Genomic DNA, 22235 nt, shown 5'->3' on the forward strand with positions numbered 1-22235 from the left:
ATACATATATTATAAACTCTTGACAGGGTTTTTATTGATATTCTCATCTGCAATAAGTAATAATACAGCGTGTAATCCAGCTGATTGACATACGGATAGCTGATACTTTTCGATATATAAATATTTGCAACCAAAAAAAGCGCTATCAGTAGTATGACTTGCACAGACACGATGTTACTGAATTTATTCCTGTGATTAAAGCATAAAAATATAAAAACAAATATCAATACACCAATAATTGTAGGTAGCATAATTTCACCTGTAATCCATAAATTTATTTCATTTATCATTGTTTTAAAATGTTGAGGTATAATGTAGTTGTAACACCTTGATCTAATAAGATATCATCTTAGGAGGAAAAGAGGCTTGTTACAAATGAGTCAACATTATGAATTAAAATTCAAAAAGAAGATAGTCCGTCTTCATCTTGGGGATGGAAGAACCCCTAAAAGTCTTGTAGATGAATACAGTGTTTCACATGCAAGTATTTGTAACTAAATAAACCAGTTCCGCACAGAATGCCAAACAAACGAAGAATTCCAAGCCGATTACAATTTCATGAAAGAGAATCTTAAACTTGAAAAGCAACTTGCAGAACTCTAAAAGGAAAATGATTTTCTAAAAAATGCAGCAGCATTCATTGCGAAGAGAATCGATTAGAGGCTTGTCGGTTTATTCAAACATACCGTCCTGCATTCGGACTAAGATGACTATTAATGAAATTTAACATCTTTTTCAATGCTTAGTATATTTATCTAAAAATCAGAAGGCTGATTATTGTCAGCACAAGGATGAAATCAAACCTTCTATCCGTGAAATCTACCATTCTCATGGTGGAGTGGATGGCAATGGCCCCATTCATGCTTATCTGATTCGAAAAGGGTATGATATAAGCCGCTTTACTATTCATAAATACATGAATACGAAATGACATTTGTATTTTGTCTCACACCAAAGAAAATTATGAATATTGTACGACACAAATTTTTGAAAACAATCGGAATCAGGATTTGAGCGCTAATAATATCAATCAGAAATGCTGTACAAGAGATTTCACTTATCTATCCTTACTGACGGAAGCAAATGCTATTATTGCTCCATAATTGACCTTTATGACCGGAGTACAATCGCAAGCATTACAGGCAGAAATATCACTGCTGCTCTTACAAGGAAAACTCTGCAAAAAGCGATTGAGTCCCAACCTGAAATGAATTGAAGCAAGCTCATCATACATTCCGATCAAGAAGGTCAATACACACCGCCGAGTATACTAAGGTCTGTGAAAACCTTGGCATTTCACAAAGTATGAGTCAAGCAGGATATCCATGATAATGCTCCAATAGAGCAATTTTTCAGTACTTTAAAAAATGCCCTGATGGTGTTGTACAATTCCCCTATAATATTTTATTCTATCATAGAAGAATTATTTTTTCCAGATCTTTTTTCGCACGCTCTTTTAAAATTCGATTATATTCATAATGTATCCAAGCATATCATTCATCCTCAAAACTCGCACACTTCCAAGAGCAATGCATGCAAGTGATACAATTTCCGCTTGTGATTTCATTCCGGTATATTTCGCTTTTTTCATTAAAAAAGATGGTTTCAACTGTATCTTCTTTTACGTTCCCTGCTTTAAAATCATAAAAATCCGTACAATAAGTTACATCGCCGTTCCAGGTGATGTGCATATGCCAAAAAGGCGACATACAATGGATATCTGTGCGATTAGAGTGCGCTTTATGTTCAATGGTATAATTCAGATCTGGTGTATGGTCTATAATACTGTCAATCTCATCTGCAAAATTAATTTCTCCGTTATTCTCCCATGCGTCAATCTCTGTCGCATCAATACCAAATACACTTTTTGCCCAGGCTTTGTAATGATTGATTTCATCAGTCGTGAGCCCTATCATATCCTGCAGATACAGACTTTTGATATTGAATTTCTGAAGCTCTGTTAAAAAAACAGGCAGCACACACATCAATTTTTTTGTCACAACCGACATAATGGTAATATTATTATGCTGCAATTTCTTTAAATTATTTGCGACCTTTTCAAACACACCATTACCCCGTATTTCATTGTGAACCTCTGCTGTCCCGTCAAGCGAAACATACACTCTATCTGCATATGTTTCTAATATTTCCTTGTGTTCTGCTATGAGTACACCGTTGGTTATAACCTCGGTCTTAAATCCTTTCTCATGGATCATACGCATCAGCTCATCAAAAATCGGTGATATAAGGGGTTCGCCGCCCCAAACCGTTATGAGGATATTGGCGCCTGTTTTCTCCCGATATTTCTCGAGCTGAATTATAACATTGTTCCAATCCTCACAAGTCATTTCTATACCTGAACTGTCGGCAAAAAAGCCTTTTTTTCCCCATTGTCCGCAAAAGGGACATCTCAGATTACAATTTCTTGTAATCTGAAAATGTACCTGCTTTATCTTCCTATCCATTACTCGCCAAAATATTGTTTGCTCATTAGCAAATCATCTATCGCCTTGATCTGTGTTTCCATAAGTCTCGGAGAATAGAGACCACGTTTCGCTGCAATTCCATTGTTCTCCATTGCCTTTGCAAGACAATTGTTTGCACGATACATATCATCAAGGCTTTCTCTCACATTAAATCTGCCCGGGCTTGTAGGCGCAGGCGGCCAACGGCTGTCGGACACCCATGCACTTGCAAGCGCCTTCATTGCATTATCCAGGTCATTATCAAGCGATTCCAAATTCATCCGGAGCTTTTCTGCGACTGCTTGAATTCCATTAAAAATGGAGAGACAAACCGGATCCATAATTCTGGAATACTCCGTATTCGCCCATGCCTTTGCCGTTCCGCCGTGCCATGCGACACCATTTTCAATATTATCAACATAGTTGTTTTCTATTGTACTATTCAGTACCTCACTCGGCAGAGCAAACACATAGCCAGATTCTTTTGCAGCGTCAAGAATTTCTTTAAATCGTAATACGCTGTCGGGTTCTTCCTCAAAAAAACGTGCCTGATTGAACTGTTTTACATAGAAATATGCACTGGAACCGATATACTCTGCATCCTCGGCATAAGGCATAACAAAGCTGCCCGTCTGTGCAATCCTTTCTTTCCAGTTTTCAAACATGGTTTTAATCTCGTCCATATTGATGGGCTCATCTCGCATACCCTCAGTCGCGCCCATTAAATACCACAACAGCAGATTTGCCATACAATCGCTGCGGAATATCAACTTTAGTCCATTGGGAGCAACCGATGCATTTGTAATAAATTTGAGGAAGTCAGGCTTATCTTTTATGTATTCTTCGATTTTAAAGAGATGGTTTTTGTTTGAATGCCCCGAGACATCAAATTTAAGACCCGTAGCCTTTCTTATCTCGTCAAACGAAAGCATGAGCGAATCAGCATCCATAACCAGAGCCTTAAGTCCCGCCTCTTTGTATACATCGGGAATATATCCCGCCCAGCCGCATTCGGGATTCCAGCCGATTTCGGGACGTTTTCCTGTGTGCTTTTCCCAAACCTCCATTGAGTATTTAAGCGAATGCAGGCAAACTTCTTTCGGAATATTTGCCAGCATAAAATGGATATACGGCGAGCATACCGGTTCAACCTTGCCATCTGCTATTAACTTCTTCAGCTTCGCAAGCACCTCCGGCGCCTGGCGGGCTATCTCGTCAATTGTAATGCCGCTGGCTTCAAAAGCAATTTTATAGTCGCCCGCATCGATCAAATCAAACAGCTTTTCATAACCGTTTTTTATTACCCATTGTCTTTTTTCGGGGTTAAGCTGTGAATACTGGATATTTGCATGTGGCAAAAATATAACCTTGGGTTTATTCATTTTCAATATTCCTTTCTATTATGTAGTTATAAGACTTAACAAGTCCTTCTTCTATGTCGTCTGTATTCTCGTATTCAAACAGGGCAAAACCTTCAACCCCCTTCATGGCGTTAAGGATTGCACCCCAATCCATATCACTATCGCCGCAATAAGACGGCTTCAAATGCCCTGATGGAAGACTGGCAAAATCCTTGAAGTGCGCGTATGCTACCTTGCTCTTGATTTCATTATAAAAATGTTCGGGATTTTTTATGCCTACCGCATAAAGATTGGCAGGGTCATAACAAAGCTTTGCATTATCCGGCAGAGCTCTTAAAATTTTCTTTAGGGTTTCAAGATCGGTTGTGGTACTCATAAAGTGCTGTACACCGTCATCAAACTCGTTTACACCGCCATGCGTTTCTATTGCAGGTGTAACACCGGCTTTTCCTGCATACTCACAAACCTCTGTCAGCAATTTTATCATATTATTGAATACTTCTTCGCTTACATCTTCGAGCGCTGTAAATCCTGCAAAAATGCGAAGATATTGAATTTCAAGCTCTCTGCATATATCAATTACCCGTTTAACCTTTGATATATCATTTCTTCCGATCGTAAAGTCGTTGCCTGTTGCCCCGGCAAGTATTTTAATCTTATATTTTTCAGACAGCCGTCTGATTTCATCAAGTCTATCTGCTGTTACATTGAGAGGGATATCATTAGGGGCATTTGCAATACCTATTTCAAGAATAGAAAGTCCCATCCCGGCAGTCATTTTAAACTGTTCCTCTATCGGCGTTTCTCTAAATCCCCATGCTGCATTTCCATATTGCATATCACTTGCTCCAATCAAATACTATTTTAAATACATCTTCGTGTTTTTCCTCAAGATATTCAAAGGCCTCCTTGCACTTGGATACGGGCCATACCTCTATCGGAAGCCCCTCTGTGTCAAACTTACCCTCTGATATCCATTCAAGCACCTGCTCTTTGCAGCCTGCGCGAAGTGCACACGTCATTGTGATGGTTGCATTCTTAACAAACCATCTGTGATAGTGATCGAATATTATCTTTTCGGGATAATCACCCTGCAGGTGGATATGGGCCGGAATGTCATGCTCCTCCCATCCGCCGTCCTTTATATATTTATGAAGCGTACCGACAACCTCCGGATTGCCGCTGCACTCCATAAGCTGGTCAGCCATCTTTCCGCCCGTCGCCTCGCTGATTTTCTTCACAGCATCTTCAGGGCTTACAACCAAATCAGCATACTTTTCTGCAATACTTCTTCTAAATGCATTTCTCTCAATACAAATCACCTGCAGTGTCGGTTCCAAAATCTTAAGCTCCTGAATAGCAGAGATACCAACCATACCTGCGCCAATTACAACGATTGTCTCGTTGGGGCGGAGCGTTAGCCTCTTTATCCCTTTAAGCGGAACACACGCAAGATATGCCAGAACCGCCTGAACGTCCGTTACATTGTCGGGAATTTTAACCATATAATCAAACTGGTCATTTGTTGTAAAGCTATCTTTAATGGTATACTCGCTTCCGCCTCCCCATGCCGCACAGACATCACCATACTGACGGCATTCGTTGATCATAACCCGATCGCCCACCTTTAGTTTACGGGCACTTTCAGGCAGTCTGCTAAGGTCTACGTTCTCCTCCGGTGCTGCTACAATAATTCCTGCCGTCTCATATCCCGGAACAAGCGGATAATAGCATTGTTCAGGATGCTGCATTCCTCTGTAAGTTTTCATATCTGTACCTGTGCTGATACTGCTGCATAACGTTTGGGCAATAAACGCATCAGCTCTTGGTTCTGTCAACTTAATTTCTCTTAAAGCAGCCCGATATGGCCTCTCTATCACAATGGCTCTTGTTGTTTTAAAGGCATTTGCTTGCATTTGCATTCCGCTCCTTTATTGGTTTTATTTATAAATATAATAACATCTTTTAATATGAAATCATAGTGGATATTTCGTCAACCATAAAACCAATATGTGTTTCACGAGCATGTCAGACTGCAATAGATGATAATTACTTCGAAGCAGACCATTCCTTTCCAGCTATCACAAACAATACTGGATTGCAAAAAAAGAGGTGAGGCAATCTACCCCACCCCAGTCTATCCCAAAAGACTGTTTATATAAGCGTTATTCAATCATTGATTTCCGTAACAATGTAGCCATATGGTTCCATAACAGCGCCCTTATCTAACAAAGTCACACCTGATACTATATATATTTCTTTAGGATCGATATCTATATTAACATCCACGTTCTTATTTTTAGTATTTACTGCTACCAAAACTTTTTTGTCTTGATAGCTTTTTAGATATGAGATAACCGCATCTTCCGCATCGTTATCTACCCATTCCAGCATCCCATCGTTAACAATATCACATTCATGGAAAATAGTATGTATTTTCTTGATAAACTCCATTCTTCTGGCACCATCGTGTGTAAAACCTCTGGACCAATTGGCTGCACTTCTCCTCCCAAAATCGCGATTGGAAAACATACAGTTCTCGGCATTATCACAAACCTCATATCCATTCCAGAAGAAAGGCACCCCTTCATACGTGGTTGTTATAACAAGTGCTGCCTCAACGCCTCTTGTTGTCATTGTAATCTCATTTCTATTCAGGCCGGCATCACTTGCAGTATCATGTGTGTCTACTGTACGAATTAATTTTTTTGTGTGATCTCCGTATTTTTCTTTTTCTTGGATACAATAGTTTCTAAACACCTGTGCAGATGCAGCATTGGCAAAAACATCAACAAGATTTTCAGTCCATTGGAAAGCGTATTCCATATCAAAAATTCCCTTGATATAATTCAGGTCAGTACCTTCATTTAATGTAATTAAATCAGGCTTTATTTCTTTTAAAGCTTTAAATGATTCTTCCCAAAAATCAAGTGGTACCTGATCGCCTACATCACATCTAAATCCATCAACAGCATATTCTGTTACAAACGTTTTCATGTTTTCGAAAAGATATTTTCTCAAATCCGGATTTTTAAAATTCAGCCTTGCAAAAGGCCATTGTTCACCAACGGCAATGGTTCCGTCTGCATTTTGCTCGACAAAGTCAGGATTTTCTTTGATGAACACGGCATTTTTTCCACAATGTAAGTATACAAGATCAAAAAGAACTTTAAGGCCATTTTTATGCGCTTCCTTAACAAAATCTTTTAAATCTTCATTTGATCCGTATTCCTCATCTACATTAAAATAATCTGACATCTTATACGGATTTTTCGGATTATTTGTATTGGTTTCGATTTGCCTCGGGCTCCATGTTGTCCTGTCTTCGTCATTGTCAGCTTTAAACACAGGGCATAAATAAATAATATCGACATGTAAAGATGCAACATGTGTCAAAAGCTTTTCCGCAGCTTTTAATGTTCCTTCCGGGGTAAAAGTACGCAGGGCCATTTGATAAATAATCTTTTTATTACTCATACTTTTCTTCCTTTCCGACACCATTGAATATGGGTATCATTGTTAGATTTAACTTAACACGAATATACGGAAAAGTACACTTAAAAAGCGTTCCAAAAGGTTGATTTTTCGAAACTAATTTGTTATAATTTTTGCATTACAGGGGGGATCAGTCATGATTTTCGAACAAGATGCGATAGCATTTCAAATTTTAGATATTTTTTACATAAACCAAAGATGTACAAAAACATACAATTTTAACCGTAATTTTGATGCGCTTTCCTTCAGATATGAAGCAGATACAGTCATAGACACTAAGCATGAGCAAACAACACTGTTTGACAATTCAATTTGTTTTTTTCCATCCTCTGTTAACTATATGCGTACAACAAAAAAAGATAGACTAATCGTAATCCACTTTAAAACATTTAACTATCATTCAAATAAAATAGAACGTTATATCCCGACTGATTACCAAAAATATATTACTCTTTTTGAAAAAATTTTAAATTGCTGGAATCAGAAAGATATTTCATACAAACATAATGCTGCTGCACTGCTCAACAGTATTTTTGCTGAACTCTACAGGGATAACAAACCAGCAGAAAACCATAAATCAAAAATTTACCCATCAATTAAATATATAGAGGAGAACTGTTTGAAAAAAACCTTTTCGTTGCAAGTTGCTGCAAAAAAATCTTTAATAAGCGAAACATACTTTCGAAAACTTTTTAAAGCTGAGTTTCATATTTCCCCAAAAAAATATGTAATAAACCGCAGAATGGAATATGCTGCATCACTGATACTTGCAGGCTATTTCACTTTACAGGAAATAGCAGACATGTGCGGATATGATGACTATAAATATTTTTCTGTCGAATTCAAAAAAATGATAGGCGTATCTCCATCTAAATATACCTACAATCATAGAAATAGCATCACATGGTCAAAATGATGTCCGGATGCTATCAAGCTGTATTTAACACACCCGATATATGCCAAAAATAAGGGTAGTCGCTATAGGGATCGATCCTATGGCCCTCTGTTTGTAAGGCAAATGCTCTCCCATCTGAGCGAAGCAACCAATTGCAACAGCAAAAGTTGCTATACATATATTACCGGCAGCATTTAACTATTGTGAATCTTGTTTTTGTAAATATGTATATCTACCTCTTATTTTCTCTTAAATTGTCCGTTTTTCTTTCATTTATATGCCTTGCGCATTTTCTCAAAGCATAAATATTTATATATCTAAACTTAACCAAACAGTTCCTGATTGTCAAATCCCTTTACTTCGCATACTTCATGATTGTTAGTTTGGGCAAAAAGCCACTGGAACAGTTCTTTACTATTATATGCATTTATCCATGAATTGTGACCTACACCATTGCAAACGGTTAATCGAGCATCTCCGCCTGCGGCATTAACTGCATCTACCATTTTAACGCTTTCTTCAACAAATACGGTTTCATCCTCACTACCATGATATGCCCAGATTTTAATATTTTTCAGTCTGCCTGCATTCCAATACATACCGCCTCCACAAATGGGCACTATAGCGGCAAAAAGATGGGGCATGGTCATTGCCATCTGCCATGTGGCGTATCCTCCCATACTTGCACCTACAAGATATACCTTTTCCGTCATTATAAACTTGTGACTTACGGCAAATTTGATAAAGTCTTGCAGCGCTTCAAAGATGTCAAACCAAGAATTTGCATAACACTGAGGAGCAAAAGTCACAGCATCAAATTCATACTTACTTGTTATTTCAAAATACGGATTAGAGCAAATCATATTTATATCAGTTCCTCTGCCCCCCGCTCCGTGCAAAAATACTATCAAAGGATATTTTCTATCTTCCGAAAAATCGTCAGGAACAGACAAAATATAGTCTAATTTTTTATACTTTAAGGTTGTAGTTTTCATAAAATTCATTTCCTTTATAATCAATATTTATTTTCAAAAAAACGAGTTTATCGTTTTAAATTTAAAATTTCTTTTGCAAAAATTTTTTATTCTGCCGCATAGATTAATACAGTTCATACAATATATTTTTATCTGACATAATACACACAGTTTTCCTTTCGGCAGCGGCATCTGGTAGAGCGGCATCCCTCCTCACGGTGCTCCGCAGACATGAAATACTGTAAATATGCTGGATCAGCACAATCTTGAACAATACAATCGGATAGATGCCCGGCCTACGATTATCCTCGCAGTACCGCTTCTCTACAAATTCATAATTCTTCTTGAAGTCGATTGCCTTATCGAGCTTCCGAAACAGATGCTCCTCAGGTACATTTTCTTCCAGACTTACAAATTTCCTCTGTCCTCAATTTTCTACGTTTTTTCCCAACATTTTGATTACCCCACTATTATACCATTCTCCCCCTACACGAGAAAAAGATCACCCCCAGGTGACCTTTTTCGACAAGCTAAAATGACTTGAGTCTATTCAGGTCACATTATACACCTATTTTTACATAATTCTTTAGGCAACCAAAAATTTCATCAGGTTTTACTCCATGGAACGAATGGTTCTACGCGAAGATGCTTTTACAACATTCATTTTTTCACAAATTGGTGTAAATCACCGCATCTATGATTCTTAAAAACCGCATAAACACTGGGTTTTTCGAATTTTATTTATCGATCGGTTTTATTGTGGGGATATGAGTTTTGTCTTTTATATAACTTCTTATAAGCTCTTAAAACTACATTTTTACGTCATCTGTTAATATAACATTTTATATAAGTTTTTATAAATTCTTATATCTTCTTAGTGAAAAGTGGTAAATTAGACAATCTTAATTTTATCCTCAAGATTTGAAAAACTTTCTACCTTCTTTTCCATTATAGTTATGACTTTTTTTGATTTCTGTCATAACATTATCAGTAGAAGTTCTTCATATAATTATTTCTAATAGCAATATTAAATACTAGATGTAATATTGTGTGAAGAATTTCCATGCTGCGTGGTTTAAATCCCAATTCATAAATTAAAGAAATATAAAATTTTTTAATATCTGTATATTACAGATTTTTTATTACCAAGAACAGGTTTAATATATTTATAATTTATTCTTGTTGATTGCTTTAATTCATATTTGGATTTCATATACTCATCATAGATCTTATCTAATGTTATTTGTTTCGCTTCTTGAGGTGCAATATCATCTTCCAAATCTCTTTCAATCCTGCATTTCATATCTCTTAGAGATTCTTCACATTTTTTACCATTTGAAATTTTATAAGCCGAAACCAATTTCCAACTATATATACTATGTTTCATCCCATTTCTATCAATATATCTGTACTCATATTTGCCATCCGAATATTGTCTTTCATTTGTTATCTCGTTTTTTCTCTGCCATAAATCAACATCTCCAATCCGAGATAACTATAATAGGTATTAAACATAATAACATAATTTTCCCCTTAGTTCAAGCATTAATTAAATACTATGCATATTATTTATAACATTTTCAAATTTTTTCTTTTAATTTGTGGTCCATTCCCATTCCACAAAATAAAATCCGCATTCCTATGTTCATTTATATGTTGTGATATATTATAGTTGTAATTGAACCATAGTCAAAAAAGTGGATACAGGAACGAGGAAAATGGGATAGCGGCAGTTTAGGCTTGCTCCCAATGCAAAAGTTCAGCCTAATTGGGAGCAAGCACGCCAAGGGATCCATGAAGGTGTATGGAATTGTATAAACCATCAATATATTCCATTTTATGTTATATACATAAAATGCACGTCAGTTTCAATAACATATTATTGCGATTTTATCATAATATTATTTTGCCATAACTTTTGCTGTCCCACATAGATTAAAAAAATATTTTCTTTCATTTTATCAAACATCGCAGCGCTTTCTAACTTCTAAAATTTTTCTATAATTCCATAATCTGCATAATCAAAAATTGGTGCATTCGGATCAGGATTGACAGCAATAATGCTTTGTGCTCCTTCAATGGCACAGACATGCTGAACCGCGCCAGAAATTCCCACTGCGATATAAATCTTTGGGCTTACCGTTTTTCCGGTCAGGCCTATTTGCGCAGAATACGGCATTTGATCCATGTCTACAAGCCCCCGCGAAGCGGCAAGCTGTGCCCCAATCTTTTTTGCAAAATCTTGCAGCTTATCTATTTCTGACGCTGCGCCCCGGCCACCGGCAACAATAATATCCGCACTATCCGATTTCGTTCTCACCGTTGCCATCTGCGGTCTGGTCAGGCATTCGATTTTCGCTGTGACCCGGCCGCCCAGCGCCGGTCTGTAAATGTATAGCTTCCTGCCGTCTGTTTCCAGCTGCGTGCAGTCTGCGCAAAGGCCTGTCTGTAATGCGGCTGCGGCAATCGAAGCATTGATTCTTCCCCACGCATCTGAGTTCCACAGAATAACTTCTGGTTTTTCTGCCGCGGCTCTTTGGAGGATTTTTTCAACCGGCTCTTTGGGAATCCGTACCACTTGATCTGCGATTGCCTTTGCGTAAGGAAAAACATCTTCTCCGACAGCCCAAACACATGGCAGGCGCTGACTGCTCTGTTCCTTTTCTTCCCATACCCGTCCAGTCCTTTTCATTTCCTTTTTTAACTGTTCTATTAAAGGAAACAGATTGTCCATAGAAACAAACTGACAATTTCGCTTTCCCCGCTCACTTTCAAAAGTTTGAAGCACTCTGGTTGCAGATCCCCGCAAGCCGCAGTGATCCGGACTGCATCCCAAAACCGTATTATCCCAAAGGATCACCTCCTGTGTCCTGGAAAAAATACTTGGAAAACGCAGCCGATATTCTTTCTCCATCGTAATTAAAGCCGGGAGAGCAGAACGCACCTGTCCCTCTCGTGTTCTAACTGTTACCGCATCTTTTTCTGCCGTAACTGACAATGCCCCGGTAAGCAAAGAGCATCCTATCATCTGCGAAAGCATAACCCCCACTTGGGCAGTACTTCCGTCAATGCTCTGCCGGCCGCAAAGGATCAAATCAAATGGCAATTTTTTTATCGCAGCCGCCAAAACATTAGCAGTTGCAAGAGTGTCCGAGCCGGCATACAACTTATCTGTTATCAAAATTGCTTTTGCACCCAAACGCGTCAAGGCCGAAACTGTCTCTTTTGTATGCTCTGCCCCCATCGATAAAATGGTGACGTCTTCTGACAAGGTAAGAGCACATTCCAAGGCAGAAGCATCAAAAGGATTGATTTCCCCTTGAATAATTTTGACACAAACCAAAATTTTCATTTTATTTCTCCATTATAAATAGGCTCCAGCGCTTTTTGCACCGCTTTATATTTTTGAAAGATCTCGGCATATTTCTTCGTATTTTCCGTACAAGGCACAGTTTCTGCTACCGTTTTGTTGCACAACCCTACTGCCTGCTCCAAGTTTTCAAAAATACCTGCTGCGGTTCCTGCCAGCATTGCGCTTCCAAAGGAAGAATCCGCATGTTTCATGGTAAGAAGCCGGATTCCCAAAACATCGCTCAACATCTGTCTCCAAATGGGACTTTTCCCGCCGCCGCCAATGATTGCCGCCGTGTCCTCATGGGCAATGCAAAGATGATCCAGCATGGTCTTGCAGTCCAGCATGGACATGGCGACCCCTTCCATGACAGCTCTGGCAAAATGGGCTTTGGTATGAGATGCACGAATCCCGATAAAATCCGCACACAGTCTGGGATTGGCATAGGGTGTCAGTTCTCCGTTGAGATATGGGTGAAAAAGCAGGCCGTCTGTTCCCGGCGGAATTTTTGCCGCTTTTTTATCCAGCTCTTTATAATCTCCTCCAAAGGTATCCCGAAACCATCGGTAAGAAGCGGCACAAGATTTGGTGGCCGTCCCCGGATAAAACAATCCATCTATAACATGGGAATAATTGACCAAATTGGCATCCGGATACGGACGATCGGTAACAACACAAATTCTGCCGGCTGTGGCCAGTTTGACCACCATCTGCCCTTTTAAAACCGCCCCGGCCGCAAAAACCTCCATCACCGTATCCGTTGTTCCGCAAATAACCGGCGTGCCCTCGCAAAGTCCAGTCAATTTTGCAGCAATTCCGGTAATGCATCCAGTCTGGTCAGAAGGGCTGACAATTTTGGGCATCCGCTCTATATCAATGTCCAAAATACCGCAAAGTTCCTTGCTCCACTCCATCTTTTGGCTGTCAAACATCATACTGCCCTGTGCCTCTATATAATCGGTCACATAATCTCCGGTAAAACAATGCCTGACATAATCCTTAGCAAAAAGTATTTTCCGCATCTGCCGCCAGGAATCCGGCTCATTTTTCTTCAACCACAAAAGCTGCGGCAAAGTCCATATGGTATCGGGATGATGCAAAACCTGCTTTTCAATCAAACCCGCATATTGCTCCTTTAAATATTCTGTTTCAGCAATGCACCTGGTATCGGTCCAGTAAATAGCCGGACGGATCACATGAAAATCCTCATCCAAAATTACTGCGGTATGGGTTGCGGCGTCCAGCGCCAGCGCAGCAATTTCCTGCGGTCGAATCCCGCTTTCTGCAAGGACCGCCTGAATATTTTTACAAGCCGCCTCTACCCAATCCTGCGGATCCTGTTCTGCGTATCCAGGCTGCGGATAATATGTGGGGTACTCACAGCTGCTCACTGCGCACACTTCTCCGTCTTCCCGCAGAAGCGTGGCCTTGGAAGCCCCGCCGCCAAAATCAATTCCAAGAAAATATTTCATCACTGTTCCCTCGTTTGCCTTTTTATTGATTCAGCCATGCATGATCTTGATCGGTAGTCATGAAAAAGCCCCTGTCCTTACCGGCCATGACCCAAAGGTAATAATTGTCATAGCCCGGTGCAGCATGAAATGGATGATATCCTTTCGGAATTTCCACAAAATCACCGGATTTTACGGTATAGATCTCATCAATGTCTCCTTCCATGGTATAAACCCTCTGTACACCAAACCCCTGCGGCTTCTTAAATTCATAATAATAAATCTCTTCCGTTTCTGCCTCAGTTGGCATATTGTCATCGTCATGTTTGTGCGGCGGATAACTTGCCCATTGTCCGCCTTTGACAAAGGCTTCGCCGATATAAAGCATATCCGCTTCGGTCCTTTCATCCAATATAAAATGGGCTTCCCTCTCCCAGCCCGGCTTACCCAGCTGTTTGATTACCACATCTTCCGGCTGAATCAAAATCGGTTTACGGCGGCTGACAGACGGTGATTTACAAACCGCAATAGAGACTTCTCCCACCGCAGTAACAGAAAACGGCTGATTTGCCGGCAGATATACACATGTGGCCGGGCCATCAAACACATCCTTTCTTTTTCCAACGTTTTTAAAGGAAAAATCTTCGCCTGTAACCGTACATTTTCCACCCAAAACTACCAGCGCATACTCCTTGTCTTTTTCTTTATATCCCTTGGTTTCGCCGTCACGCAAGCGAAGCATGTCGATCTCCACCTTTTGGCAACCGCTGTTTTCTTTTGCATAAATAACGGATTTTCCGTATTTTTTATTCCATGTTCTTTTCAAATTCATGATATCCCCGCTCCTTTAAAAATTGAATTACTTCCTCATATGCCGGTACACCCTGACGCGCTCCCAGTCTGGTGCATTTAATTGCCGAAACCGCACTGGAAAAAACACAGGCCTTATAATAGTCCATCCCTCTTACGACTGCAAAAGCAAAGGCTCCGTGAAAAACATCTCCTGCACCATTAGAATCCACTGCAGATACCGGAAATGCCGGATAGGCAGAAACCGTTTCTCCATCAAACAAAATTCCGCCTTCCTTTCCTTGGGTAATGACCACCACACGTGGCTGATACTGCGCAAATAGTTTTTTTGCGGCCTCCTCTGCTGATTCTGCTCCGGTATATCCCAAAGCAAATTCTTGAGAAGGGATCAGATAATCCGCCATGGGCAGAAGCGACGCAATGCCGCTGTAAAGCCCTCCTGCGTCATAAAGCACCTTGGTACCGCTTTTTCGGGCAAGCGCTGCTCCTTCTATAGCCGCGCTTAGTTCATTGCCGTCCACCATCAGCATCTTCGCTTTTTGAATACCCTGCTTTTGTTTTTCGTTCAAAACAAGCGGCGGTATGTTTCCTTTATCAAAAACACAAGTTCTGGAAACCGTTTTTTCAGAAAGCCAGATATAAGAGGTAAACGCCTGATATCCGGGCTCGCTGACAATATATTCCCGGGAAACCCCGTATTTTTCAAAATCATCCGCCAAAAACCTGCTTGCGGCATCATCAGAGAGGCATCCCAAAAAGGCCGTGCTTTCTCCCAGTCTGGAAGCGGCTGTCAGCCCAGTGGCACAGGGTCCCCCACCACTGACTTTGATCTCTGATGCACGCATTTTTGTATCCTCATCCGGATAACATGGGAGGGTAACCAACGTATCATATACATTTGCACCAATTCCTACAATATTGATCATGCTTGATTCTCAGCTCCTAAAAGTTCCATCTTTCCTTTTGCAAAAGCAGCCACATTGGGAATGACATCCTTCATAAACATATCAATCGCAATCTTGTCACGGGAACCTGCAAACACAGCATCCAGGAAAGAATAACAAAGATCTGTTCCAAAATTCACTTTGCGGATTCCAGCTTCAATCGCCGCTTTGATCTGATCATCCGGAACGCCGCTGCCGCCGTGAAGCACCAACGGAATCTGTACAGCATCCTTGATTTCCTTGATTCTTTCAATATCTAGTTTTGGTGCTTTTTTATACCGGCCATGCGCCGTTCCCACCAAAACTGCCAGCGCAGAAACATGAGTCTTTTCCACATATTCTAGAGCCTCTGCCGGCTTGGTATATTCATCCATCACGGCATCATTGACGCTTCCCACATGTCCCAGTTCGCCTTCTACCGGGATATCGACTGCACTGCACAGTTCGGAAACCTGCTGGGTGATTGCAATGTTTTCCTCCAGTACACAGGCAGATGCATCAATCATGATACCAGTACAGCCATAACGCACTGCCTTCACTACCTCATGCATACCTGCACCGTGATCAAGATGAAAACATACCGGGACTTTAGCCTGCTGCGCTGCCGCCAAAATCACAGGAGCCAGAAAATATGCTTCTTCATTGGTAAAAAGCCGGGAATAACTCTGCAAAATAACCGGGGCATTGGATTCCTCTGCGGCCCGGATCACCCCCATCACCGTTTCCATATTATACACATTGAACGCCGGCACTGCATAACCGCCTTTTTCCGCTTCTGCTAAAATTTCATTTAATTTTACAAGCATGCCAGTACCGCCTCCTCCAGTGACAGCAGGTTGATATTCTCCGGCTTCACGGCATTCAGCAGAATATATTCAGCAGGACTCTGTGTAACCACATTTTCTGCCCCCGCATTTTTCGCATTTACCCAACGGTTTGCCGCTACCTTTTTCATGACGTCCGGCATATATTCATTCATTATCAAATTTCCTGCCATCATGGTATTTTCACCATACAGCAGCATCTCTTTTACAGTACCGCAGGCGGACAGAATGTCCCGCATAGGCTGTACTTCTTCCAGGTCTCTTGCAAGCAAAGGGCTGTCCTGCGGCGTAAATGTCAGATTCTGCTTTTTCACCTGCAGTTTTCCGGAATGGATCAGTTCGGCCAAAAAACCGGTAAAAGTTATTACTTCCGGCACAAGGTCAATGCCCCATTCCTTATATTCCCGCTTCATCACTTTCGCATCCGCGGGATCATAGCAGATCACTCTTTGAAATGGTTTCAGCACATCCGCACATTTTTTCATCATGTCTTTTGTTTCTGCCGCCGCGCCTACCATGAAATCCATTGCATAGCCGCTGTTTGGCTCGTCTCTCAGGATTGTAAAAGGAACTCCCGCTTTCTGCAAGAGCAAAATTGCAGCTTTGCAGTCCCCTTTGACTCTTGCATCCTGACCCAGGAAAAACAGCGTATCGCTGTCTGGCAGTTCCGGGATATCCGCTTTCGGTTCCTCTCCATAAATATTTCCCGTTTCCTGTAAATGAATCAGCATTTTTTGAATATACGGCGGAAGTTTCCCCTCCAGCGCCGCTGCCAGCCGCGCTTCTTTGGTAAACATTACAGGATCCCAGCCGGTTACACACTCATGAACACAGCCGCCGCAGAGCGCACATTCGTATACGTTATCAATCATATCCTTCGAATAGGGTACAGCCCCCCTTGCCACCAAGGAAAGACCCAGCGCCCTTGCACGGGCTGTATTTCTCTCCAAGCCAGTTGCATTTCCAATGGGACAAATATGATGACACATCCAGCAAAAACGGCATGAATCAATATGTTGTTTTGATTTCTGTGAAATTTGCATACCAGTACCTCCTTATAATCCCAGTTTATACGGATTGAGTATTCCATTAGGATCCAGCTGTTTTTTGATCCCTTCAAACACCTGCATGGCAGGGCCATATTGTTCCTTCATCAAGCGTCCCAGCTTTAACCCCACGCCGTGATGATCGTTGATCACACCGCCGTTTGCCAGAGCTGTCCTGACACCGCAGCTCCAGATCGCATTATGCAGACGCAGTGCTTCATGCGGATCCTTGGGAACATCATCAATAATAAAACGATCATAGATCATACATCCCCACTCATACCAGTGCGAAAAATGTGCAATAAACCTGGCCATAGGGAAATTGGTCTCAACGGCTTCCTTCATTGCCCAGTAAATCTTTTCGATTTTGTCATAAGGCGCAATGGTATCCATAGTGCCAAACATCTGCGGCAAATCCATCATATGTCCGGGATAAAAGAAGGTTATTTTTTCCTTCCACCATTTTTCGCCGTACTCCGATCCCAGGTCCTCCGCTCCATACTTTTGAAAGGTGCTGAGCAGTATCTTCTCTTCCAGATCCACCATTTCCGCCACACCCTCAATGGCAATATTCATAAAAGCGCCCGGCTTTGATACGCCGACAATATCTTTAATCAAAGATGAGGTTTCTGCCTCATCATAAAGACGCATGACAGAGGGTTTAAACTTTTGTAGAAGTTCTCTGCCCGCTTGGAAAGCATCCGTCATGTTATGAAATAAAAAGCCTCTGAATTTTCTGGACTCTGGCTGCTGGAAAATACGCATCTGCGCTTTGGTCATGATTCCCAGGGTGCCTTCTGACCCGATAAAAATCTGATTCAGATCAGGACCGGCCGCATGCTTGGGGGCTGGTGAAGTATAAATAATATCACCGTTGGGCAATACCACCTCCATCTGCAATACCATATCATCAATTTTTCCATACTTGGTAGAACAAACGCCAATCCCCCGGTGCGCCAGAAATCCACCTACTGTAGAACAAGTAAGAGAGGACGGATAATGCATGGTTGCATAGCCTCTTTCATTGGCTGCCCATTCTACATGCTTATAAATGGCGCCAGTGCCGCATTCTATGTACATTCCCTGCTCGTTAACTTCAAAAATTTGGTTCATTCTTTTGGTATCCAGCACAATACCGCCGCAGACCGGGATCGCTCCGCCCTGTGTCCCGCCTCCAGCACCCCAGGTCGTAACCGGGATCTTATAATAATTTGCAATTTTCAATATTGCCGAAGTCTCCTTGGCATTGGCAGGCGACGCAATGATGTCCGCTTCAGGCATTCTCAATCCCCGATCCGCCCACATTCTGGAAAGCCAGAAATAATCCACGCTGTGGGTGATTTTATCAATGGTCCGGGTAGAGCAGTTTTCTCTTCCGACTGCATCTTCTACTTCCGACACAATCATATCAAACAAAAAATCATTCATTTTCCTCTCTCCTTCTTTCTCCTATTCTTCTATCGGGTCATACTGAAGTCCAGGAATAAATTGACAAAATTCCTCCAGCACATCTGCATAACTGCCGTAAATTTCCGACATATGATGAATGTACGGCCCGTAAATCATTTTCTTCTCTATCTTCGGCCAATCTTTAAATTCCGCCCACATATATGTCCCAAAGGTATGCGGACCTGGTACGGTTTTGAATTCTCCTCCCAGCAATGTATACTTTCCCCGGTCTCCTTGGAACCTTGCAATGGTATACTGTCCGTCTTTTGCTTTAAAGCTGGGTTTGGTATTGAAAAGCTTTGCCTTTGCTTTTTCATCCTTCATGGAATAAGGGAACGGCCCGCAGTGCCACAAAAGCTCTGCATTCGGGTTCTCCGGGTGCCTTACTGTCAGCTCTCCGAAAGCCGGTGCGCTTTTCCCTCTTGCGGCACACATCAAAAGCGCGTTGGTAATCGCACCATGAATGTCAGATTCACAAGTTACGATATATCCCATATCATACAAAACACTCATGGCAAGACAAGGATTCGCACCCACTGCAGCAGGCATTGCCGTCCAGCACTCACTTGCCAAAACATCAGATCCTGTCTCTTCAAATACTTTCTGGTAGGCATAAACAAAAGCAAGCATCTTTTCTAAAAGCGCATCTTCTACGCCATCCACATCATAACGCTTTTTGATTTCTTTTGCTTCCTCTTGCAGCATTCCCTTTTTTTCCTCCATAGCATGGCGGAACTTCTGCTCAAATACTGCCATATTAAGGTTATTCATATTGATGCCAAATTTCTCTGTAAGTTCCAGTTCGTTGTACATAACACTTTTAAACGGCGTAAGCCGCGTTCCTACCTGAGTTACAGTAAGATTTTTAAAATTTTTTACCATGGTCACCACAGAAAAAAATCTTTGCAGCCCTTTGGCAAAGACCTCACTTTCCACTGGTGAATTCTCAATATAAGAAAAGGGAATCTGATACCGCCGCAACTGCTTGCTAATGGCAAACAAACCACACTGCACGTCTGTATACCGCTGTCCGTTTTCTTCAAACACCATATCCTGCGCCCCCCACAATAAAACAGGAAGCTTGAGTTTTTTAGCAAGCCGTCCGCAGGCTTCTTCATTGCCAAAATTACAGTTGATCAAGAAAATTGCATCCACCTTTTCTTTCTGCAAATATGCACAAACCCTGTCAACATCCTCGTTTTTATAGAGCACTCCCAACTCATTCAACCACTCTAAATCACAGAAATCCGTCATATCATCCCGAAAATGTTCTTGTATATAACTGCGTACCCTATTTTTATTTTCCGCTCCTTTTGCCGGTTCGAAAATTCCCTTTCGTGTAGAAAAATCAAAGAGATCCCGTATGACAGGAACCATGCCAATTTTTATTTTATAATTCAGCATTTCATCACCTCAATGAAAATCATTTTTGTTTTTATCTTGTTTTACAAACATAATGATACCATATTATGAAAATTATTTCAATAGTTTTTTAAAAAAATTTTCATTTGACAAATATTTTTGTTTCATATATAATTAAAAATATAAAATTTTTTTCGAGGTACAGCAAAATGAACAAAACTTCACTTAACATACAGGTCCTTTACAAAGAAATGGGAAAAACTGAAAAGCGAATTGCCGACTGGATTTTGGCGCACCCAGGGAAGATCATCTCTCTTTCTATCGTAGAACTGGCAGAACAGTGCGGCTGCAGCGAAGCTACTATTGTGCGGTTTTCCAAACGTTTGGGATTGAGCGGTTATCAGGAGCTGAAAATCTCATTGGCGGCAGAAAGCGGCACAGAAACAGTCAGTACCAGCATTACTGCCGGCGATTCCGCCTTTACCATATACGAAAAGGTCTGTAACGACATTTACTGCTCTCTGGAACTTACTAAAAAATCATTGGATCAAGAAAAATTCTCACTTGCGGCACAAACCATTTGCCATTCGGATAAAATCGTCCTTTTCGGTCTGGGCAATTCCGCCTCAGTAGCTTTGGATGCCAGTCACAAATTTATGCGGACCGGGCTGAATGCTGTTGCATATTCAGACAATCATATGCAAGTGATTGCAGCCTCCCATCTGAAAGAAAACGACACGGCCATTGCCGTCTCCCATTCCGGCTCCTCCAAAGATATTGTAGATGCCTTAAAAATCGCCAAAGATCATGGGGCACGTACCATCGCCATAACCAACCACGGCAAATCTCCCCTGCTGAAATACACAGACATTCCGCTTTTTACTTCTTCCGCAGAAACGCAGTATAATATTTTAGCGCTGAATTCCAGGATTGCTCAGCTGGCCATTATTGACACTCTGTATTTTTATGTAGTGTATCACGGCTCGTCCAAAACGCTGGCCTCCATACGGGAGACAGAACAATCTTTACTGTCAAAAAAATACTGATACGGCAAACCAGGAAAAAGGCAGACGGCGCAATTCTGTGCTGTCTGCCGTATTTTTATTGTGAAAACGGCATATTTGAGTTATCATATTTTAATCTAAATACTTATAATATTCGTTGGGTTACAAAAATGCTTGACCACAACATATAAAAAAGATGGTACGCCAAAATTAACACATTCAAATAAGCAAACCGGGGTATCAAGTAAAGTATATCCTATGACAGATGAAGAAATACAACAGATTAAAGATTATTTATATGATCAAATTACAAGTGCTGAAACAGATGAAAAACAGTTTTTTGCACTAAGAAATTATACTATGTTTGTAGTTGGTTTAAATACTGGATTACGTGAATCAGATTTAGTTGTGCTGCGGTTTGATCATTTCATGTTTGATTTTAATACTTTTCAACCGTGCATTAGAATCTTCATGAAAAAGACACATAAATGGATTGAAATTGCTATGAATGAAGAAATCAAAGACACCATCCGTTTTTATTTAGATTACAGTCAATTATTAGGTTATCATTTCGATAACAAAAAATATTTGTTTCCATCTCGTCAGCGTCCGCATATTGGTGCGGCAAGATGGCATGATGTTATGAAACAAATATGCACAGAGGTCGGAATTAAAAGAAATATTGCTACACATTCTTTAAGAAAAACTTATGCAGAGAAATTCATAGAAAATAATTTTGATAATCCAAAGGCTATTTTGGGGCTTAAAAATAGATTAGGACACAGCACTATTGAATCTACCAT

The 22235-nt window shown here is 40.8% G+C and carries 18 protein-coding genes, 1 tRNA gene and 2 pseudogenes; 5 read left to right on the forward strand and 16 right to left on the reverse strand.

Annotation, left to right across the window (positions count from 1 at the left end; translation table 11 throughout):
* Positions 1-366: 366 nt before the first annotated feature.
* Positions 367-1432 (forward strand): annotated as a pseudogene (locus INF28_RS09720) (IS3 family transposase); the annotation flags it as partial.
* 61 nt (positions 1433-1493) lie between these two features.
* Here INF28_RS09720 and INF28_RS09725 read toward each other — a convergent pair.
* The 5 genes from INF28_RS09725 to INF28_RS09745 all read right to left on the reverse strand — a co-directional run bounded on the left by INF28_RS09725 (position 1494) and on the right by INF28_RS09745 (position 7303).
* Positions 1494-2465, reverse strand: coding sequence for a radical SAM protein (locus tag INF28_RS09725; protein WP_226393278.1), 972 nt, complete (start codon positions 2463-2465; stop codon positions 1494-1496).
* Positions 2465-3847: a glycoside hydrolase family 38 N-terminal domain-containing protein gene (locus tag INF28_RS09730; RefSeq protein WP_226393279.1), complete on the reverse strand. Its 1383-nt coding sequence runs from the start codon at positions 3845-3847 to the stop codon at positions 2465-2467. Before INF28_RS09730 ends, INF28_RS09725 begins: the two co-directional genes overlap by 1 nt.
* Positions 3840-4664, reverse strand: a complete 825-nt coding sequence (locus INF28_RS09735) for a sugar phosphate isomerase/epimerase family protein (RefSeq protein WP_226393280.1) — start codon at positions 4662-4664, stop codon at positions 3840-3842. Before INF28_RS09735 ends, INF28_RS09730 begins: the two co-directional genes overlap by 8 nt.
* Position 4665: 1 nt before the next feature.
* A complete protein-coding gene (locus INF28_RS09740) occupies positions 4666-5742 on the reverse strand; it encodes a zinc-dependent alcohol dehydrogenase (protein WP_226393281.1) in 1077 nt (358 codons plus the stop codon).
* A gap of 253 nt (positions 5743-5995) precedes the next feature.
* Positions 5996-7303 (reverse strand): alpha-amylase family glycosyl hydrolase, encoded by a 1308-nt coding sequence (locus tag INF28_RS09745; RefSeq protein WP_226393282.1) that lies wholly within the window; start codon positions 7301-7303, stop codon positions 5996-5998.
* A gap of 154 nt (positions 7304-7457) precedes the next feature.
* Here INF28_RS09745 and INF28_RS09750 point away from each other — a divergent pair, with 154 nt between their 5' ends.
* On the forward strand, positions 7458-8237 hold the full coding sequence (locus INF28_RS09750; protein ID WP_226393283.1) for a helix-turn-helix transcriptional regulator: 780 nt from the start codon (positions 7458-7460) through the stop codon (positions 8235-8237).
* A 56-nt stretch (positions 8238-8293) separates the two neighbouring features.
* Here INF28_RS09750 and INF28_RS09755 read toward each other — a convergent pair.
* The 11 genes from INF28_RS09755 to INF28_RS09805 form a co-directional block, all read right to left on the reverse strand.
* Positions 8294-8366 (reverse strand) — tRNA-Val (locus INF28_RS09755).
* Between the two features lie 173 nt (positions 8367-8539).
* Positions 8540-9211 carry a carboxylesterase family protein gene (locus INF28_RS09760; RefSeq protein WP_226393284.1) on the reverse strand — a complete coding sequence of 224 codons (672 nt, stop codon included), beginning with the start codon at positions 9209-9211 and terminating at the stop codon, positions 8540-8542.
* Positions 9212-10304: 1093 nt separating this feature from the next.
* Positions 10305-10676: an integrase DNA-binding domain-containing protein gene (locus INF28_RS09765; RefSeq protein WP_318961759.1), complete on the reverse strand. Its 372-nt coding sequence runs from the start codon at positions 10674-10676 to the stop codon at positions 10305-10307.
* Between the two features lie 501 nt (positions 10677-11177).
* Positions 11178-12542: an FAD-binding protein gene (locus INF28_RS09770; RefSeq protein WP_226393285.1), complete on the reverse strand. Its 1365-nt coding sequence runs from the start codon at positions 12540-12542 to the stop codon at positions 11178-11180.
* A complete protein-coding gene (xylB, locus tag INF28_RS09775; RefSeq protein ID WP_226393295.1) occupies positions 12539-14014 on the reverse strand; it encodes a xylulokinase in 1476 nt (491 codons plus the stop codon). Before xylB ends, INF28_RS09770 begins: the two co-directional genes overlap by 4 nt.
* 22 nt (positions 14015-14036) lie before the next feature.
* Complete coding sequence (gene iolB / locus INF28_RS09780; protein WP_226393286.1) at positions 14037-14825, reverse strand: 5-deoxy-glucuronate isomerase; 789 nt, start codon at positions 14823-14825, stop codon at positions 14037-14039.
* Positions 14800-15729: a carbohydrate kinase family protein gene (locus INF28_RS09785; protein ID WP_226393287.1), complete on the reverse strand. Its 930-nt coding sequence runs from the start codon at positions 15727-15729 to the stop codon at positions 14800-14802. Before INF28_RS09785 ends, iolB begins: the two co-directional genes overlap by 26 nt.
* Positions 15726-16553 carry a class II fructose-bisphosphate aldolase gene (locus tag INF28_RS09790; RefSeq protein WP_226393288.1) on the reverse strand — a complete coding sequence of 276 codons (828 nt, stop codon included), beginning with the start codon at positions 16551-16553 and terminating at the stop codon, positions 15726-15728. Before INF28_RS09790 ends, INF28_RS09785 begins: the two co-directional genes overlap by 4 nt.
* Positions 16544-17614: a (Fe-S)-binding protein gene (locus INF28_RS09795; protein ID WP_226393289.1), complete on the reverse strand. Its 1071-nt coding sequence runs from the start codon at positions 17612-17614 to the stop codon at positions 16544-16546. Before INF28_RS09795 ends, INF28_RS09790 begins: the two co-directional genes overlap by 10 nt.
* 12 nt (positions 17615-17626) lie before the next feature.
* Positions 17627-19045, reverse strand: a complete 1419-nt coding sequence (locus INF28_RS09800; protein ID WP_226393290.1) for an FAD-binding oxidoreductase — start codon at positions 19043-19045, stop codon at positions 17627-17629.
* Between the two features lie 21 nt (positions 19046-19066).
* A complete protein-coding gene (locus tag INF28_RS09805) occupies positions 19067-20470 on the reverse strand; it encodes an L-fucose/L-arabinose isomerase family protein (RefSeq protein WP_226393291.1) in 1404 nt (467 codons plus the stop codon).
* Between the two features lie 167 nt (positions 20471-20637).
* On the opposite strand from INF28_RS09805, the pseudogene INF28_RS13095 reads away from it, so the two are divergent.
* The 3 genes and pseudogenes from INF28_RS13095 to INF28_RS09815 form a co-directional block, all read left to right on the forward strand.
* Positions 20638-20847 (forward strand): annotated as a pseudogene (locus INF28_RS13095) (MurR/RpiR family transcriptional regulator); the annotation flags it as partial.
* Positions 20848-21474 carry a MurR/RpiR family transcriptional regulator gene (locus tag INF28_RS09810; protein ID WP_404815160.1) on the forward strand — a complete coding sequence of 209 codons (627 nt, stop codon included), beginning with the start codon at positions 20848-20850 and terminating at the stop codon, positions 21472-21474.
* A gap of 216 nt (positions 21475-21690) precedes the next feature.
* Positions 21691-22235, forward strand: a 545-nt coding sequence (locus tag INF28_RS09815) for a tyrosine-type recombinase/integrase (protein WP_226393293.1), incomplete at its 3' end; no start/stop codon positions are given.

Source organism: Ructibacterium gallinarum, from assembly GCF_014982785.1.
Lineage (GTDB): Bacteria > Bacillota > Clostridia > Monoglobales > Monoglobaceae > Ructibacterium > Ructibacterium gallinarum.